Source organism: Inquilinus sp. NPDC058860 (assembly GCF_042743185.1).
Taxonomy (GTDB): Bacteria; Pseudomonadota; Alphaproteobacteria; order DSM-16000; family Inquilinaceae; genus Inquilinus.
The window spans coordinates 1-16,480 of record NZ_JBHYMS010000041.1 but is presented as its reverse complement, the minus strand read 5'-3'; the positions used below and the strand labels follow the sequence as shown (position 1 = coordinate 16,480).

The following is a 16,480-nucleotide window of genomic DNA, read 5'->3' as shown; positions in this document are numbered from 1 at the left end:
TTCCGGATTTGAGAGAAATCCGGGCCTACAGCTCCAGCACCACCCGGCCGCTGGCGGGCACGGCGCAGCAGACTAGCGCCTGGCCCGGTTCGGGCGCGCCGGCGGGCGGCTCGGCATAGGTCACCGTGCCCTCCGCCACCCGCGCGGCGCAGGTGCCGCACAGGCCGGTGCGGCAGCTCCATGGCGCCTCGATCCCGGCCGCTTCGGCGAGGTCGAGCAGCGAGCCTTTTGATGGATCCCAGGCGGCGCGGCGGCCGGAGGCGCGGAACTCGACCTCCGCCTCGGTCACCGCCGGCGGCAGCGCGGCCTGGGCCGCCGGAGCGGCCGAACCCGCCGCGAAGGCCTCGCTGCGGATCCGCTCCGGCCGTACGCCGAGGCCCGCCAGCACCTCGCGCATCGCCTGCATGAAGCCGGCTGGGCCGCAGAGATAGACGTCGTAGTCGTCGAGCGGCAGCAGCCGGCGCAGCAGCGCGGCGTCGATGCGGCCGGCATCGTCGTAGTCGCGGCCCTGGACGTCCTGCGGCCGCGGCCGGCTGTAGCGGACATGGACGGCCAGGGTCGGCGCCCGCGCCGCCAGGGCGCGGATATGGGCGGCGAAGGCATGCTCGGCCCCATCGCGCGCGGCGTGGACGAACCAGAGGCCGCGGCCGGGGTGGCGCAGCCGGTCCGGGTTGCGGCCGACGAGGTGGTTCAGCATGGCGATCATCGGGGTAACCCCGACCCCGGCCGAGAGCAGCAGCACCGGCCGGCGGCTGTCGGCGTCGAGCACGAAGTCGCCGCGCGGCGCCAGGGCCCGGATCGTATCGCCGACCCGGACATGATCGTGCAGCCAATGGCTGGCGAGGCCAGGCCCGTCGGGTCCCGCCTCACGCTTGACGCTGATCCGGTAGCTGCGCCCGTCCGCCGCGTCGGACAGGGTGTAGGTGCGCCGGACCGGCTGGTCGCGGCCCGGGATGTCGAGCGCGATCGGCAGGAACTGGCCGGGCCGGTGGGCGACGACGCTGCCGCGGTCCGCCGGCTCCAGGATGAAGGAGCGGATGGTCGCGCTCTCGTCCACGATCCGGGTCACGGTGAGGGGGCGCAGCGTGTTGCGCGAAGCCTCGGCCCTCGCCGCCCGGCCGGCCTCCTCCCAGGTGCCGGTGGCGGCGAGCTGCGGCGCCTGCTCTGGCGCCGACCAGCGCAGCGGCACCGCATCCTCGATCCACCGCCCCTCCTCCAGCCGGAACCGCAGCAGCCGCTCCGCCCCGGCGAAGGACGCGACCTCCGGCCCGTCCCACACCACCTCCGCGGTGCCGGTCAGCAGCAGCACGCCGCCGGTGTCGAAATCGACGAAGACCAAGGCGGCGCGCGGGTCGGCCTCGATGTTGCCGAAGGTGTTGAAGTAGAAGTTGCCGACGAAGTCCGGCGCGGTCAGAACCGTCTGCCCGCCCTCCTCCGCCACGCGGACGAAGCCGGGCCGGCCGCCGCGATGCGAGACGTCGACGCCCTCGGAGGGCGCCTCGCCTTCACCGGCGTCGGCAGAACGCGTGGCGATAAAGAAGGTGTCGGCCGCCACGACCAGCGCCGCCGCCCGCGGCGACAGCACCGGCCCCTCGGCGTGGACCGGCCGCGGCTCGCCCAGGCTGTCCGGCTCGGCGACGAAGCTCGGTCTGCGCGCCTGGATGTATTGCGGGCAGTTGCCGAAGCTCTGCCCGACCGTGACGGCGAAACGGCCGTCGGCCCATTCGGTGACGGTGCCGTTCATCCGGTTGCGCCGCCGCGTCTCGAGCTGGATGCCGAGCAGCGCGATGGGCGCTCCGGCAGCCAGGTTGTCGCCCAGCGGGTCGCCATAGGCCGGCCGGGCCGCCACAATGAGCGTCCGCGGATCGGGCGAGGAGAGGAAACCCGGCCGGCCGGACAGGACCGAGGCCCAGGGCCGGCCCTGCCGGTCGAGGCTGCCGACCACGATGAAGGGCAGCATGGCGAAGAAGTCGCGATGCTGGTCCGGCATGATGCCGCGGATCGCCCGACGGCCGGCCGGCGCCATCCGCTCGCGCACCCCGGCCCGGGCCTGGGCGGCCAGCTCGCCCGGGTGGAAGGGCGGCTCGTCATGAGGCCAGCCGGGCAGCGGCGCGGGGATGGTGACGGTATCGGGCATGATGCACCTGGATGCGGACGGCTTTCAGGCGGCCACGACGCTGCGCGGCATCGGCACGAAGCCGGGGAGCGCCTCGACCCGGGCGAGCCAGGCGCGGATGCTGGGATAGGGCTGCAGCGAGACTCCGCCTTCCGGCGCCACCGCGGTGTAGGTGTAGTTCGCGACGTCGGCGATGGTCGGCTGCGGCCCGGCCAGGAAGCCGCCCCGGGCCAGATGCGCCTCCATCACCCCGTAGAGGCGGGCGGCGATCGCCTTGGCGCGTTCATGGTCCAGCTGGGCCTTGAACACGGTGACCAAGCGCGCCGCCGCCGGGCCATAGGCAAGGAAGCCGGCGGCGACGGACAGCCAGCGCTGCACCTCCGCCGCGGCCAGCGGGTCGCGCGGCAGCCAACGCCCGGCCTCGTCATAGCGGCTGGCGAGGTAGACCAGGATGGCGTTGCTGTCGGCCAGGGCGACATCGCCGTCCTCGATCGCCGGCACCTGGCCGAACGGGCTGCGCGCCAGGAAGTCCGGAGTCTTGTGCTCGCCGCCCTTCAGGTCGACGTCGACCGCCTCGAAGGGCAGGCCCAGCAGCGACAGGAACAGCTCGACCCGGTGGGAATGGCCGGACAGGCCGAAGCGGTAGAGGCGGATGGGCTGGGCGGGGAGCGGCATGGCGGCGTCCTTTCGGATGGAGAGCTCGCCCACCAAGATGCCCATTCCTCCATTTGTGAAGAATACCCATGCTTGACAGATCACCGTTTCAATCTGCGGAATAATCCGATGGACCGGCTGGACAGCATGCGCATCTTCGTCGCCGTGGCCGAGGCCGGCGGCTTCGCCCCGGCGGCCCGGCGCCTGGCCCTGTCGCCGCCGGCCGTGACCCGCGCCGTGGCGGCGGTGGAGGAGCGGATCGGCGCCCGCCTGCTGCACCGGACCACCCGGATCGTGCGGCTGACCGAGGCCGGCACGCGCTTCCTGGAGGATTGCCGCCGCATCCTGGCCGAGGTCGAGGAGGCCGAGGCCGCGGCGGCCGGGCTGCATGCCGAGCCGCGCGGCCCGGTCGCGGTCACGGCCCCGGTGCTGTTCGGCCGGCTGCATGTGGCGCCGGTGCTGTTTGAGGTCGCCGGCCGCTATCCCGGGCTGGTGGTGCGCAGCTTCTTCATCGACCGCATCGTCCATCTGGCCGAGGAGGGCTACGACGTCGCCGTGCGCATCGCCGAGCTGCCCGATTCCGGCCTCAGCGCCATCCGCGTCGGCTCGGTGCGGCGGGTGGTCTGCGCCTCGCCCGCCTATATCGCGGCGCACGGCACGCCGCGCAGCCCGGCCGAGCTGGCGGAGCACGAGGCGATCCCGTTCTTACAAGGCTCGACGATGCGGGACTGGACCTTCCATCGCGGCCATCAGACCGAGACGATCACACCGGGGTCCCGGCTGATCGTCAACCAGGCCGATGTCGCGGTGGCGGCCGCGGTGGCCGGGCGCGGCCTGACCCGGGTGATGTCCTATCAGGCGGCGGCGGCCATCCGGGCCGGGGAGCTGGTGGTCCTGATGGAGGAGTTCGAGCCGCCGCCGATCCCGATCCATGTCGTGCACCAGGAGGGCCGCCGCGCCTCCGCCCGGGTGCGGGCTCTGGTCGACTTTCTGGCCGAGGGGCTGCGGGCCGACCCAACCCTCCGGAGCTAACCCCGCAGCACCAGGACGTTGCCGCAGAGGATCGCCGCGGCACCGAGCAGCAGGCCGGGGCCGAGGGCGAGGCCTTCGAAGCCGGCCGACAGCGCCAGCGCGACCACCGGCACCAGCGCCAGGGTATAGGCGGTGCGGGCCGGGCCGATGCGGCGGACCAGGTCGAAATACATCAGGAAGGTGATGCAGGAGGCGGCGACGGCGAGATAGGCCAGGCTGCCGAGATAGCGCGCCGATGTGTCGATCGCGAAGGCCGAGCCGGCAGCGGCCGACCAGGCGAAGGCGGCGGCAGCGCCGGTCAGGGCGCCCCAGCCCATCACCGCCTGGATCGGGATGCCGCGCTTCTGGTTGCGGGCGCCGAGGATGGTGCCGCCGGCCGTGGCCAGGGCCGCGAGCGCCGCCCAGGCGAATCCCGTCAAGCTGCGCCCGTCCGCCGCCACCGCGCCGAGATCGCCGCCGAAGACGATGGCGAGGCCGAGCACGCCGCAGCCGAGCCCGGCCCAGAGCTGCGGCGTCAGCGCCGTGCCGAGGAAGACGCGGCCGAGCAGCCCGGCGAAGACGGCGGAGAGCGACAGAACCAGCGCCGCCAGGCCGCTCGGGATCAGCCTTGTGGCCTGGTAGAAGGCGATGAAGGCGAGGCCGAAGAACAGCACGCCCTGCAGCAGCACCCAGGGCAGGTCGGCCCGGGCCAGCCGCAGCCGGGTGCCGGTGGCGGCGCCGAGGGCCAGCATCAACAGGCCGGCCGCGGCCATGCGGTAGCCGACCGAGACGGTGGCCGCCACCGGCCCGGCCTGCAGCGCGGTGGCGAGCGCGCCGCCACCCCAGAGGAGTGCGGTGGCCAGGAACAGGATCGCGGTCACGCTTCGGTCTCGCTGGGCGGGGCGCCGGCAGCCTCGGTCAGCAGCGCCCGCCAGCCGGCGCCCGCGATCTTGCCGCTGGCGGTGTCGAGCCGGTCAAGGGCGCGGTCCAGCGCCGCCCGCTCCTCCTCCGGCAGCGCCGCCAGCAGCCGGGCCTCGATCGCCCGCGCCAGGGCCGCGATCTCGGCGAAGGCGGCCTCGCCCTCCGGCGTCAGCGTCACCGAGGCGTAGCGCCGGTCCTGCTGCCCGGCTTCGCGCCGGGCGAAGCCGAGGGCGGCGAGCTGGGCGATGCCGCGGCTGACCGCGACCGCGTCGAGGCCGCAGGCCCGCGCGATCTCCCGGGCGCTGACGCCCGGCCGGTCGGCCACCACCGCCAGGATGCGCCAGGCCGGCAGCCCCAGGCCCCAGCGCGGGCCGTAGAAGCTCTCCAGCAGCTCCGCCACCCGCCCGGCGACCACGAACATCCGGTAGGGCAGCCAGCGGCCGAGCTCCAGGACGGGAACGGCGGAGGACGAGGTCATTGCGGATTCCGATCGCAAAATGATTTCATTATGAAATCATATCGGAAGTGACTGCGCTAGACCCCAATGCCGGCAGCCGGCTCAGCCGGCGCGGGCGATGATCTCGGTCGGCGCGATCAGGCCGTGCTCCAGGGCCGCCATGACATTGCCGATGCGCTCCCGCGTCGCCGGCCCCATCAGCAGGTGCAGGCCGAGCGGCGGGGCGCCCTCAATGGCCGCCCGTTCCCGCATCTCGCGGCCGAGCCGGAGCGCCAGGTCACGCCGGCTGTGCTCCGCCTCGATGGTGAAGCCGGTTTCGTCCAACAGCCGGCGATAGGTCTCCGGCGGCTCGACGAAGCTGGTGTCAGGCACCGCCGCCCAGGGCATCGGGTAGGGCAGCTCGCCCTCGCCCACCCGCATGATGTCGTAGACGCCGAAGCGCGCGCCGGGCTTCAGCACCCGCCGCACCTCGGCGAACAGCGCCGCCTTGTCGGCGATGTTCATGCCGACATGGATCAGGGTGGCGGCGTCGAATTCCGCGTCCGGGAAAGGCATGGCCAGCGCGCTGCCGTGGCGGAACGACACCAGGCCGGCCAAGCCGCAGCGCCGGGTCAGGGCCTCCGCCGCCTCGACGAACTCCGCCGTCAGGTCGATGCCGGTGACCCGGCAGCCATGGGCCGCGGCGAAATGCCGGGCCGGCCCGCCGATGCCGCAGCCGACCTCCAGCACATGCAGATCCGGCCCGAGGCCGAGATCCCGCGCCAGTTCCGCCGTCGCGGCGTGCCAGCCGAGATGGAACTCGTCGGCGCCGGACAGGTCGCCGGGCGCGAGACGCTCGACATCCTTGCCGCTGGCCCGCAGCGCCTCGAGGATCGCCTGCTCGATGCCGCTGCGGCCGTAATGACGTGCGACCTGTTGCTCGATCTCCATGGCGCCCTCCCGGATCATGGCTGCGGCCATCCTACCGCAAGCGGGAGGAACCGGCACCGCAGCCGTCCGGAGAGGTGCCTCAGAAGGTCTTCGCCACCGCCTCCGCCCAGATCTTCGCCTCGGCCCGGGCCCCGGTGTCCACCTCCGGTCCGAACAGCGTCTTCTCGACCGTGATCGCGGTGATGTCGGTGATGCCGATGAAGCGCAGCCACATCTCCATATAGGGCCTCTGGAAGTCGAAACCGGCGGCAGGGGTGAAGGCCGCGGGGCCGTAGTCGAGGCCGCGGGCGTAGATCACCGCCGCCTTGCGGCCCGGCAGCAGGCCGGAGAAGCCCTGTTCGGTGAAGGAGAACAGCACGTCCTTCTGCGACACGATGTCGATCAGGTGCTTCAGCCTGTACGGGATGCCGAAGTTCCACAGCGGCACGGCGAAGAGCAGCCGGTCGGCCGCGTGGAACGGCTGGGCCAGCTCGCGGATCCGGCGCCAGGCCGTTTCCTGCGCCTCGGTCAGGGGCGTGCCGCTGAGCCCGGCGTATTTCGCCTCCAGCGCCGCGCCGTCGAATTCCGGCAGGTCGGCGGCCCAGAGATCGAGCGTCTCGATCTCGTCGTCGGGATGGGCCGCCCGATAGGCGGCGAGGAAGGCGCGCGCGACCTCGATCGAGGCCGAGCGCTGCTTGCGGGGCGACGCTTCGACATAGAGCAGCCGTGCCATAGGGGTCTCCTGCTGGGATGGGGATCAGGCTAGCGGCTTGGCGTTCAGAGGATAAACGAATAGATCTCATGATATTGATGGCGATCTACGATATATTGACGCCATGTTCGAGACCGAGCTGCTGCGCAGCTTCGTGGCGGTGGCGGAGCTGCAGGGCTTCACCCGGGCCGCGGAGCACCTCCACCTCACCCAGTCGACGGTGAGCGCCCAGATCCGCCGCCTGGAGGACCAGGCCGGGCGGCCGTTGCTGCGGCGCAGCACCCGGTCGGTGGCACTGACCGAGGCCGGCGAGACCCTGCTGGGCTATGCCCGCAGCATCCTGCGCCTGAACCAGGACGCCCGGGCCAGCCTGTCGGCCTCGTCGCTGGCCGGAGGAATCCGGATCGGCGCGTCGGAGGATGTCGCCGGCTCCGGCCTGCCGGAGGTGCTGCGGCGCTTCGGGGCGCAGCATCCGGCGGTGCGGATCGAGGTCGAGGTCGGCATCGCCACCACGCTGTTCCAGGCGCTGGACACGGGCCGGCTGGACCTGATCCTGTGCAGCCGCTGCCATGGCGACGGCCGCGGCTGGACGCTTTGGCGCGAGCCGCTGGCCTGGGCCGCTGCCGTCGATATAGGCCCGCTGCCCGACCCGATCCCGCTGGCCTTCTTCCCGGAGCCCTGCCCGTACCGGGAGGCGGCTCTGGCGGGGCTGGCCGGAACCCGGCGGCCGTGGCGGATCGCCTATGTCAGCCCCAGCGTCGCCGGCGTCCGCGCCGCGGCCCTGGCCGGGCTGGCGGTGACGCCGCTGCCGCAGAGCGCGATCGGGCCGGGGCTGCGGATCGCCGGGCCGGAGGACGGGCTGCCGCCGCTGCCGGAGGTCGAGTTCGTGGTCTGCACCGCCGGCCCGTCCGAGCCGGCCCGGGCGCTGGCCGAGACGCTGCGACAGTCGGCCGGACAGCTGGGGCGCGCCTAGCACGGCGAATTCTCCGACCGATCGTTCGGTCAATCCCGGCTGCCGAGGACGGGCACGCGCAGGCCGCGCTGTACGGCGGGCCGGGCGGCGACGGCGTCGTACCAGCGGCGCAGGTTCGGGCTGGCCTCCAGGTCGAGGCCGATATGCACCAGCCCGGCATGGATCCATGGCCAGCTCATGATGTCGGCGATGCCGTAGGCCTCGCCGGCCAGGTGGCTGCGCCGGCCGAGCGTGCCGTCCAGCACCCGGAACACCCGCGCCGCCTCGGCCTCGAAACGGTCGATGACATACGGGATCTTCTCGGACGCGAAGATCTTGTAGTTCCACAGCTGGCCCAGCGTCGGGCCGAGATGGGCGGCCTGGAACAGCGTCCATTGCAGCGCCGTCAGCCGCTCCCCGGCATCGGCCGGCAGCAGCCTGCCGGAGCGCTCGGCGAGATAGGTCAGGATCGCGCCGCTCTCGAACACGGTGCGGCCGCGGTCCGGGTCGGTGATCACCGGGATCTTGTTGTTCGGGTTCAGCGCCAGGAAGGCCGGCTCGCGCTGCTCGCCGCGCTCGATGTCGACGGCGTGCACCTCATAGGGCAGGCCGGTCTCCTCGAGCATGATCGAGGCCTTGTGCCCGTTCGGCGTCTGCCAGGTGTAGAGCTGGATCGGCGTCATCTCTGTCTCTCCATCGGCGGGCCGGTCCCGCCGCTGGGGAGAAGATGAAGAGTGCACTGGCGCAGTGCGATCTGCGATACTGCAGCGATCATCTGCATAGATGCACAGGCCACGCCATGGATAACCGGATCGACTGGGAGGACCTGCAGACGGTGCTGGCGGTGGCCGAGGCCGGCTCGCTGGCCGGGGCGGCGCGGCGGCTCGGCGTCAACCACACCACGGTGCTGCGGCGGATCGGCGGCTTCGAGCAGCGGCTGGGCCTCAGGCTGTTCGACCGGCTGCCCGCCGGCTACGCCCTGACCGCGGGCGGCGAGGAGCTGGCGGCGGCGGCCCGCGGCATGGCCGCGACGGTCGAAGCGCTGGAGCGCCGCCTGGCCGGCCAGGACCTGCGCCTGGAAGGCACGCTGCGGGTGGCGACGGCCGATACGCTGACGGCGTCGGTTCTGCCGCCGCTGCTGGCCCAGTTCCGCGAGCTGCATCCCGGCATCGTGATCGAGGTCACGACTGCCAACCTGATGGCGAACCTGACCCGGCGCGACGCCGACGTCGCCATCCGGCCGGTGCTGGACCCGCCGGAGACGCTGGTCGGCCGCCGCGTCGCCGGCATCGCTTTCGCCGCCTATACCGCGACGAGCCACCCGGCGGCGCGGGCCGGGACGGTCGACCCGGCGGCGCATCCCTGGGTGGCGCCGGACGACAGCCTGGCCGGCACCTCGGTCGCCCGCTGGATGCGCCGGGCGCTACCTGAGGCGACGATCGCGCTGCGGGCGGATTCGCTGGTCGAGGTCTGCCGCGCGGCCCGCGCCGGAATCGGCCTGGCCGCCCTGCCCTGCTATCTCGGCGACGCCACCGAGGGGCTGGTTCGGATCGCCACCCCGACCGTGCCCGAGGACGCGGCGCTTTGGGTGCTGACGCATGAGGACCTGCGCCGCACCGCCCGGGTCAGCGCCTTCACCGAATTCATGGCCGCCGCCCTGGCCCGCCGGCGCGACCTGCTGGAAGGCCGGCGGCCGGCCGTGGCAGGATGAGGGCGGCGTCCAAGACCATCGGAGGAACCCCATGGCCGTGAAGCGGATCGTCACCAACATCGCCACCGGCGACGTCGCCCGGGCGCAGGCCTTCTACGGCGACCTGCTGGGGCTGAAACTGGCCATGGATATGGGCTGGATCCAGACCTTCACCGCCGACGCGACGATGACGCCGCAGCTCAGCGTGATGACCGAGGGCGGGTCCGGCACGCCGGTGCCGGACATCTCGATCGAGGTCGACGACGTCGATGCGGTGCACCGCAAGGCGGTGGCGATGGGCCTCGCGATCGAATACGGCCCGGCCGACGAGCCCTGGGGCGTACGCCGCTTCTACGTCCGCGACCCGTTCGGCCGGCTGGTCAACATCCTGACGCACTGAGCCCTCGGGCTCAGTTGATCCAGACCGCGAAGCTGACGAACTCGCCCTCGAAGGCCGCGGTCGCCTGCTCCCAGAAGGAGCGGTCGCTGACCGGGCCGTCCTCGAGATAGGGCACCATGGCGGTGCCGGTCAGCAGCAGCACCAGGTCGAAGGGCTGCGGCGACTCCAGCAGGCGGCGCAGGTTGAAGCCCTGGTCGAAGCGCCAATGCGGCAGCAGCTTCTCGCCGTTCAGGACCGCCTCGGATTCCGCCATCAGCGCCAGCCAGGAGTCGATGCGCTCGTCGGTCATGGCCATGCCGGGGATCAGGCTGGCCTGCCTGGCGTTCGGCAGCCATTCGCGGTCGTCATCGGTCTCGGCCCGTATCGACGCCCACATCTCCCGGCTGAGCTTCGCCGCGGCCAGCAGATGCTCGCGCGCCCGCGGCAGCCGGTCGGCCTCCGCCACCGGCCAGTTCAGCAGATGGATCCAGGCGATGCCGTCGGCGATCCGCCCGTCCTCCGCCCCGGTGAACATCCCCTGGGTGGGCAGGGACAGCGCCGCCGCCAGCGGCGAATCCGGCCGCGGGAACAGGAGGTGCGCGGCCGCGTCGAAGCTGCGGTGCCAGTCGCGCGCCAGCAGGAATTCGGCGCCCGCGCGCAGCACATGGGTGTAGGCCCGCAGCCACAGCACGTCGCCGGTGTCGAAGGCGATCACCAGCTTGCCGGCATTGGCGGGGTCGCCCTGTCCGCCCAGCAGCACGGCGCTGTACACATCGTACAGCGTGGCCTGGCCCCGGCCCTTGCCGGCGAGGTCGAGCTTCACCCGCCCCATGGCCATGGGCAGCTTCACCGGCCGGTCGTCCAGCGGCTGCAGCGTGCGGTCGACCGCGTCGAGATCGTCGACCAGCGCCTGCAGGATGGCGCGGGCGTCCTCGTAGCGGATCACCTCCGGCTCGGGGTTCGGCGGCACCGGCATGGTCAGCAGCGGCACCGTCATCATCGGGTCTTCCGGCGGCCGGAAGCCGTAGCGGTAGAGGGACTGGCTGAACCGCTCCGTCGCCTTGGCCAGACGGATCAGGCCGAGCCCGGCGATCGCCTCGGCATCGTCCGGCTTCTTCGCCAGGACCGCCGCCAGGGCTTTCTCGCCCTCGGCGATCGAGCCGGCATACAGATGCTTCTGCGTCAGCTCCGCCGGCGTCGCGGCCGAAGCCGGCGCGGCCGCGAGATGCAGGGCCAGGGCAGCGGCCGCCAGCAAGGCCAGACCCTTCGGCCGGATCGAGGAAGTCCTCCTGCTGAAAAGTGAATCGGATTCACTTCGACGAAGCGTAATCAAGCCAGTCGCCTTTCAATATTCACAGCAACCGGACCAGACGATCCTCCAGCTTCATGTCACAATTCAGGCAGTGCAGCAGGTTCGGATCAGATCCCGCCCTCGGCGTCCGGCGCCACCAGCGATGTGCTGGCATAGCCCAGATCGCGCAGCTGGCGCGGGATGCCGTCGCGGACATGGCCGCTGCCGGCCAGCACCACGACCAGCGGCGTCCCGGCGGCCCGCGCCTCGGCGATGCGCGCCGCCATCGCCCGGTCCCACAGCAGTTGCACCTCGACGAAGCGGCGGAAGCCGCGGTTGAGGGCGTCGCCCTCCGCCGCGCGGCCATGCCCGGCGAAGGCGGCGGCGAGATATCGGTTGTAGTCCGAAGACGGCGGCACCGGCCGGCCGAGATCGAGCTCCGGCCGGGCCTGCAGCGCCGACCAGCCATCCTTTCCGACGGCACGCGCCACATCGCGGTCGACATTCAGCGCGATCAGCGGGATGCGGTTCATCCGGGCGAAGGCGAAGATCGGCCGGTACAGGGCGAAATCGAAGCCCCAGGACCGGTCCCAGTCGACCTCGCGCAGGAAGGCGGCCTCGTCGAGCCGGCCTTCGGTCCAGGCGTCGAGCGCGGCCTGGCGCCTGCGCGGCACCATCTCCAGCCCGATGGCGAGGCCCGGCTCGTCCTCCCGCAGCGCCGCGATCCGCTGCAGCTGCCAGTGATGGTCGGCCACGCGGTCATGGGTCTCGCCGAGCAGCACGACGCCGCCGTCAGGCCGGACCGGGGCCGGCCGCACCGGGGCGGGCGTCGCGGCGCATCCGGCCACGGACCAGCCGAGCAGCCCGGCCAGCGCCAGGGCCACAATCCTCCCCCTCATCGCCATTCTTCCGCTCCATCCGACACCAGTCTCATGTGGCAGTCTTCGCCGCCGACGGCAACCGCTTCGCCGCGACGACCGGCAGGGTTGCGCCGAGCCGCGGAAATCGCGAGCTATGACACCGGTTCGAGGATGACGGAGTCGCGATGACGGCAGGACGGACAACGGCATGACCGACATCGCGCAGGCGGTCATCGAATTCATCGGCCAGCATCCGCATTGGGCCGGCCTCCTGATCTTCCTGATCGCCCTGACCGAATCGGTGGCGGTGGTCGGGCTGTTCATCCCCGGCTCGCCGATCCTGATCGGCGTCGGCGCCGTGGTCGGGCTCGGCCACCTGCCGCTGGGACCGATGCTGGTCTGGGCCACCGCCGGCGCGATCCTCGGCGACGGCGTGTCCTACGAGCTCGGGCGGCGCTACCGCGGCACCATCCTGAGCGCCTGGCCGATGAGCCGCTATCCGGGGCTGGTCGCCCGCGGCGAGGCCTTCTTCCGCCGGCACGGCGGCAAGAGCATCGCGCTGGGCCGCTTCCTGCCGATGCTGCGGCCGATGATCCCGATGGTGGCCGGCGCGCTGGGCCTGCGGCCGGGGCTGTTCTATGCCGTCAACATCGCCTCGGCGATCGTCTGGGCGCCGGCCCATATCCTGGGCGGCGCACTGCTGGGCGCCTCGCTGGGCGCGCTCGGCGCCGTCAGCGGCCGGCTGGTGGCGCTGCTGGCGGTGCTGGCCCTGACGCTGTGGCTGCTGGTCGTCGCCACCCGCTGGATCTGGCGCCGGCTGGTGCCGCTGCTGGGCTGGACGCAGCACGCCGTCCACCGCTGGGCGTCGGCCCGCGGCCGCCCTGCCCGCCTGCTGGCGCGGCTGGCCGATCCGGAGGAGTCGGACCTGCGCGTCATGGCGGCGCTGGGTGCCGTGGTGCTGGTGCTGGTCGCCGGCTTCGTCAACCTGCTGCGGCTGGTGGCCCATGGCGGGCTGGCCACAGCGGACGGCGCGATCAGCGCCTTCGTCCAGGGGCTGCGCACCCCCTGGGGCGACACGGCCCTGACCATCGTGACCATGCTGGGCGACGGCCGCACCGTCACGGCCCTGGTGGTCGCGGCGATCGGCTGGCTGCTGCTGCACCGGGCCTGGCACCGGGCCGGCGGCGTCGCCATCGCCGTCGCCGTCACCGCCGGCTTCGTGCCGCTCGTGAAGGGGCGGCTGCAGATCGCCCGGCCGACCGACCTCTACAGCGGCGCCGACGCCTTCAGCTTCCCGAGCGGCCACGCCGCCTTCTCCGCCGTGCTGTACGGCATCCTGGGCTGGCTGGTTGCCCGCGGCCTGCCCGGGCGCTGGCAGCTGGTGCCGCTGACGGTCGCCGCCGCGCTGATCGGGCTGATCTGCGCCTCGCGCGTCTATCTGGCGGCGCATTGGCCGTCCGACGTCGCCGCCGGGCTGCTTTTCGGCCTGGGCATGACCATCGCCTTCGCCATGGCCTTCCGCCTGGCCGATCCGCAGCGGATCCGGCCGCGCCGGTTCGCCGTGGCGCTGCTGCTGGCCCTGGCGGTCGCCGGAGGCGTCCATGTCGCCACCGGCTACCGCGGCGCCGCGGCGATGTACGTGCCGCGCGAGACCCTCGTCGCGATCCCGGCCGCGGAGTGGCGGGCGGAGGGCTGGCGCCGCCTGCCACAGCGCCGCATCGACCTGGAGGGCGAGGCCGAGCAGCCCTTCCTGCTGCAATGGGCCGGGCCGCCGGAGGCGCTGGCCGCCGCCCTCGCCGCCTCCGGCTGGACCGCCCCGTCCGGCTGGACCTTGGCCAACGCCCTCCGCTTCCTCGACGACGCGGCCGATGCCCGGACCCTGCCGGTGCCCCCCGTGCTGCAGGACGGGCGGATGCCGGTGCTGACCCTGATCCGGCCCGACGCCGGCGGCACGAGCCGCCAGGTGCTGCGGCTGTGGCGCTCGGGATTTGTGCTGGAGGGCGGCCCGCCGATCCTGCTGGCGGCCCCGGGGGTCGAGACGATCCACCATCCGCTCGGCCTGGTCAGCGCCATCGACGCCGAGGACGAGGCGCCGCTGCCGAAGTTGCCCGAGCTGGCGCGCCTGCCGAACGCCGCCTCTGCCACGCCCGGCCTGATCTTAGCCCAACCATAATCGAGTGGCGTAGGTTGGGTTCGCTTGCGAACCCAACACTGGCTCGGACGGCACGATGTTGGGTTCGCGCGCCGCGAACCCAACCTACACGGGGTGCGGGATGCGGCATGGGGTAGCGGCAGCCATGCCTCCCCTGCCCTGGACGGATGCGGCGACGCACCGCATGATGCGATCGCGATCCGTTCTCAAGGATCGATCTCTTCAAACCAGGTGCAGCCATGTCCACGGCCCCGACGGACGAGCCGAAGACCTTGATCCTGACCGGCGCCAGCCGCGGCATCGGCCATGCCACGGTGAAGCGCTTCAGCGCCGCCGGCTGGCGGGTGATCACCGTCTCGCGCCAGGCCTTCTCCAAGGAATGCCCCTGGCATGCGGGCGAGGAGAACCACGTCCAGCTCGACCTCGCCGAGCTGGACGGGATTGAGCAGGGCCTGTCCGCGCTGCGGTCACGGCTGCCGCACGGGCGGCTGGACGCGCTGGTCAACAATGCCGGCATCTCGCCCAAGCTGCCCGGCGGCAAGCGCATGGGCGTGCTGACCACCGACTACGCGACCTGGACCCATGTGTTCAACGTCAACCTGTTCGCCACCGCGCTGCTGGCCCGCGGGCTGTTCGAGCCGCTGCGGGCGGCGAAGGGGACGATCATCAACGTCACCTCGATCGCCGGCGGCCGGGTGCACCCCTTCGCCGGCCCGGCCTATGCCACCTCGAAGGCGGCGCTGGCGGCGCTGACCCGCGAGATGGCGCACGAGTTCGGCGCCCATGGCGTGCGGGTGAACGCGATCGCGCCGGGCGAGATCGACACCTCGATCCTGTCGCCGGGCACCGAGGCGATGGTCGACAGCGAGATCCCGATGAAGCGGCTGGGCAAGCCGGAGGAGGTCGCCGCAACGATCATGTTCCTCTGCACCTCCGGTTCGTCCTACATTACCGGCGCCGAGGTCCACATCAACGGCGGCCAGCACGTCTGACGCCCGTCCGATACGGCTACTGGCGTGGCCGTCTGGCGGCGGTTTCTCCGCTTCCGGTGCTCACGGACTCAAACGTCCGCTGCGCGCCGGTTCTCGAAACCACCACCAGCCGACTCACGCCAGCGCCGTCTCGAACAGGCGTCAAACCGGCTCCAGGCCGCAAAAAAACAGGGAGTCTCCGTCATGATCCGTTTCACCCGCCTCCTGCCCGCGGCAGTGCTGGCGGCCGGCATCGCCGCGCCCGCCATGGCCCGCGACCTGACCGTCGTGTCCTGGGGCGGCGCCTATCAGGACGCGCAGCGCGAGATCTATTTCGAGCCGTTCAAGGCCACCGGCACCCCGATGCATGACGAGAGCTGGGACGGCGGCATCGGCGTGCTGCGCGCCAAGGTCGAGGGCGGCGATTCGAGCTGGGACGTGGTCCAGGTCGAATCCGAGGAGCTGGCGCTGGGCTGCGAGGAAGGGCTGTTCGAGCCCTTGAACTGGGATGCGATCGGCGGCCGCGACGCCTATCTGCCGGCGGCGGTGAACGATTGCGGCGTCGGCACCATCGTCTACAACAACGTCGTCGCCTATGACGGCGCCAAGTTTGCCGACGGGCCGAAGAGCTGGGCCGATTTCTGGGACGTCAAGAAGTTCCCGGGCAAGCGGGCGATGCGCCAGGGGCCGAAGATCAACCTGGAGGCCGCGCTGATGGCCGACGGCGTGGCCCCGGCCGATGTCTACAAGGTGCTGGCGACGCCGGAGGGCGTGGACCGCGCCTTCCGCAAGCTGGACGAGCTGAAGCCGAACCTGATCTGGTGGACCGCCGGCGCCCAGCCGCCGCAGATGCTGGCGGCCGGCGAGGTGGCGATGACCACCGCCTATAACGGCCGCATCGCCGCCGCCAATGTCGCCGACAAGAAGGATTTCCGCGTCGTCTGGAACGGCAGCCTGTTCACCATCGACAGCTGGGTGATCCTGAAGGGGTCGCCCAATGTCGACGCCGCCACCAAGTTCCTGGCCTTCGTCGGCAAGCCGGAGAACCAGGCCAAGCTGCCGACCAAGATCGCCTATGGCGTGACCAGCAAGGCGGCGACGCCGCTGATCCCGGCGGAATACCTGCCGGGCCTGCCGACCAACCCGGACAACATGTCCCAGGCGGTCGAGCTGAACGCCGAGTTCTGGCTGGAGAACATCGACAGCCTGACCGAGCGCTTCAACACCTGGGCGGCGAAGTAGCCCCGCCTGGCTCGATGGCTCACGCACCGATCCTGATGAGTCCCCCCTCCCCTCGCGGGAGGGGGCCAGGGGGAGGGGGTTCGCGCCGCCGGAGCGGACGATCCTGCTCGCTCCCCACTCTTCGATCGACAGCCCCCTCCCCCTACCCCCCTCCCGCGGGGGG

General features: G+C 72.2%; 16 protein-coding genes. 7 read left to right on the top strand and 9 right to left on the bottom strand.

Annotated elements, in window-relative coordinates; all coding sequences use genetic code 11:
• Nucleotides 1-25: 25 nt before the first annotated feature.
• Together ACFW16_RS24390 and ACFW16_RS24385 are read right to left on the bottom strand one after the other, a co-directional pair.
• On the bottom strand, nucleotides 26-2,137 hold the full coding sequence (locus ACFW16_RS24390; protein WP_380309918.1) for a pyridoxamine 5'-phosphate oxidase family protein: 2,112 nt from the start codon (nucleotides 2,135-2,137) through the stop codon (nucleotides 26-28).
• 24 nt (nucleotides 2,138-2,161) lie between these two features.
• The gene (locus tag ACFW16_RS24385; RefSeq protein WP_380309916.1) at nucleotides 2,162-2,791 is read right to left on the bottom strand and encodes a glutathione S-transferase family protein; all 630 of its coding nucleotides are present in this window, start codon (nucleotides 2,789-2,791) and stop codon (nucleotides 2,162-2,164) included.
• A gap of 108 nt (nucleotides 2,792-2,899) precedes the next feature.
• Between ACFW16_RS24385 and ACFW16_RS24380 the strand changes: the two genes are divergently transcribed.
• Complete coding sequence (locus ACFW16_RS24380; RefSeq protein WP_380309914.1) at nucleotides 2,900-3,802, top strand: LysR family transcriptional regulator; 903 nt, start codon at nucleotides 2,900-2,902, stop codon at nucleotides 3,800-3,802.
• Here the strand turns inward: ACFW16_RS24380 and ACFW16_RS24375 are convergent.
• From ACFW16_RS24375 to ACFW16_RS24360, 4 genes are all read right to left on the bottom strand, one after another.
• A complete protein-coding gene (locus ACFW16_RS24375) occupies nucleotides 3,799-4,662 on the bottom strand; it encodes a DMT family transporter (RefSeq protein ID WP_380309912.1) in 864 nt (287 codons plus the stop codon). The genes ACFW16_RS24380 and ACFW16_RS24375 overlap by 4 nt on opposite strands.
• Nucleotides 4,659-5,180 carry a MarR family winged helix-turn-helix transcriptional regulator gene (locus tag ACFW16_RS24370; protein ID WP_380309911.1) on the bottom strand — a complete coding sequence of 174 codons (522 nt, stop codon included), beginning with the start codon at nucleotides 5,178-5,180 and terminating at the stop codon, nucleotides 4,659-4,661. Before ACFW16_RS24370 ends, ACFW16_RS24375 begins: the two co-directional genes overlap by 4 nt.
• An 81-nt stretch (nucleotides 5,181-5,261) precedes the next feature.
• Complete coding sequence (locus ACFW16_RS24365; protein ID WP_380309909.1) at nucleotides 5,262-6,089, bottom strand: class I SAM-dependent methyltransferase; 828 nt, start codon at nucleotides 6,087-6,089, stop codon at nucleotides 5,262-5,264.
• A gap of 79 nt (nucleotides 6,090-6,168) precedes the next feature.
• Nucleotides 6,169-6,801 (bottom strand): FMN-dependent NADH-azoreductase, encoded by a 633-nt coding sequence (locus ACFW16_RS24360; RefSeq protein ID WP_380309906.1) that lies wholly within the window; start codon nucleotides 6,799-6,801, stop codon nucleotides 6,169-6,171.
• Between the two features lie 103 nt (nucleotides 6,802-6,904).
• Between ACFW16_RS24360 and ACFW16_RS24355 the strand changes: the two genes are divergently transcribed.
• Nucleotides 6,905-7,753, top strand: coding sequence for a LysR substrate-binding domain-containing protein (locus ACFW16_RS24355; RefSeq protein ID WP_380309904.1), 849 nt, complete (start codon nucleotides 6,905-6,907; stop codon nucleotides 7,751-7,753).
• Nucleotides 7,754-7,782: 29 nt separating this feature from the next.
• Here the strand turns inward: ACFW16_RS24355 and ACFW16_RS24350 are convergent, their stop codons facing one another.
• Complete coding sequence (locus ACFW16_RS24350; RefSeq protein ID WP_380309902.1) at nucleotides 7,783-8,415, bottom strand: glutathione S-transferase family protein; 633 nt, start codon at nucleotides 8,413-8,415, stop codon at nucleotides 7,783-7,785.
• A 116-nt stretch (nucleotides 8,416-8,531) separates the two neighbouring features.
• On the opposite strand from ACFW16_RS24350, the gene ACFW16_RS24345 reads away from it, so the two are divergent.
• Together ACFW16_RS24345 and ACFW16_RS24340 are read left to right on the top strand one after the other, a co-directional pair.
• Nucleotides 8,532-9,443 (top strand): LysR family transcriptional regulator, encoded by a 912-nt coding sequence (locus ACFW16_RS24345; protein WP_380309900.1) that lies wholly within the window; start codon nucleotides 8,532-8,534, stop codon nucleotides 9,441-9,443.
• 31 nt (nucleotides 9,444-9,474) lie between these two features.
• Nucleotides 9,475-9,822: a VOC family protein gene (locus tag ACFW16_RS24340; protein WP_380309898.1), complete on the top strand. Its 348-nt coding sequence runs from the start codon at nucleotides 9,475-9,477 to the stop codon at nucleotides 9,820-9,822.
• 10 nt (nucleotides 9,823-9,832) lie between these two features.
• On the opposite strand, the gene ACFW16_RS24335 is transcribed toward ACFW16_RS24340, so the two are convergent.
• Together ACFW16_RS24335 and ACFW16_RS24330 are read right to left on the bottom strand one after the other, a co-directional pair.
• A complete protein-coding gene (locus ACFW16_RS24335) occupies nucleotides 9,833-11,056 on the bottom strand; it encodes a hypothetical protein (protein WP_380309896.1) in 1,224 nt (407 codons plus the stop codon).
• A gap of 164 nt (nucleotides 11,057-11,220) precedes the next feature.
• The gene (locus tag ACFW16_RS24330) at nucleotides 11,221-11,991 is read right to left on the bottom strand and encodes a ChaN family lipoprotein (RefSeq protein ID WP_380309894.1); all 771 of its coding nucleotides are present in this window, start codon (nucleotides 11,989-11,991) and stop codon (nucleotides 11,221-11,223) included.
• A gap of 169 nt (nucleotides 11,992-12,160) precedes the next feature.
• On the opposite strand from ACFW16_RS24330, the gene ACFW16_RS24325 reads away from it, so the two are divergent.
• From ACFW16_RS24325 to ACFW16_RS24315, 3 genes are all read left to right on the top strand, one after another.
• Nucleotides 12,161-14,125 carry a VTT domain-containing protein gene (locus ACFW16_RS24325; RefSeq protein ID WP_380309892.1) on the top strand — a complete coding sequence of 655 codons (1,965 nt, stop codon included), beginning with the start codon at nucleotides 12,161-12,163 and terminating at the stop codon, nucleotides 14,123-14,125.
• Nucleotides 14,126-14,343: 218 nt separating this feature from the next.
• Nucleotides 14,344-15,096: an SDR family NAD(P)-dependent oxidoreductase gene (locus ACFW16_RS24320; RefSeq protein ID WP_380309890.1), complete on the top strand. Its 753-nt coding sequence runs from the start codon at nucleotides 14,344-14,346 to the stop codon at nucleotides 15,094-15,096.
• 183 nt (nucleotides 15,097-15,279) lie between these two features.
• On the top strand, nucleotides 15,280-16,317 hold the full coding sequence (locus ACFW16_RS24315; protein WP_380309888.1) for an ABC transporter substrate-binding protein: 1,038 nt from the start codon (nucleotides 15,280-15,282) through the stop codon (nucleotides 16,315-16,317).
• Nucleotides 16,318-16,480: the final 163 nt, after the last annotated feature.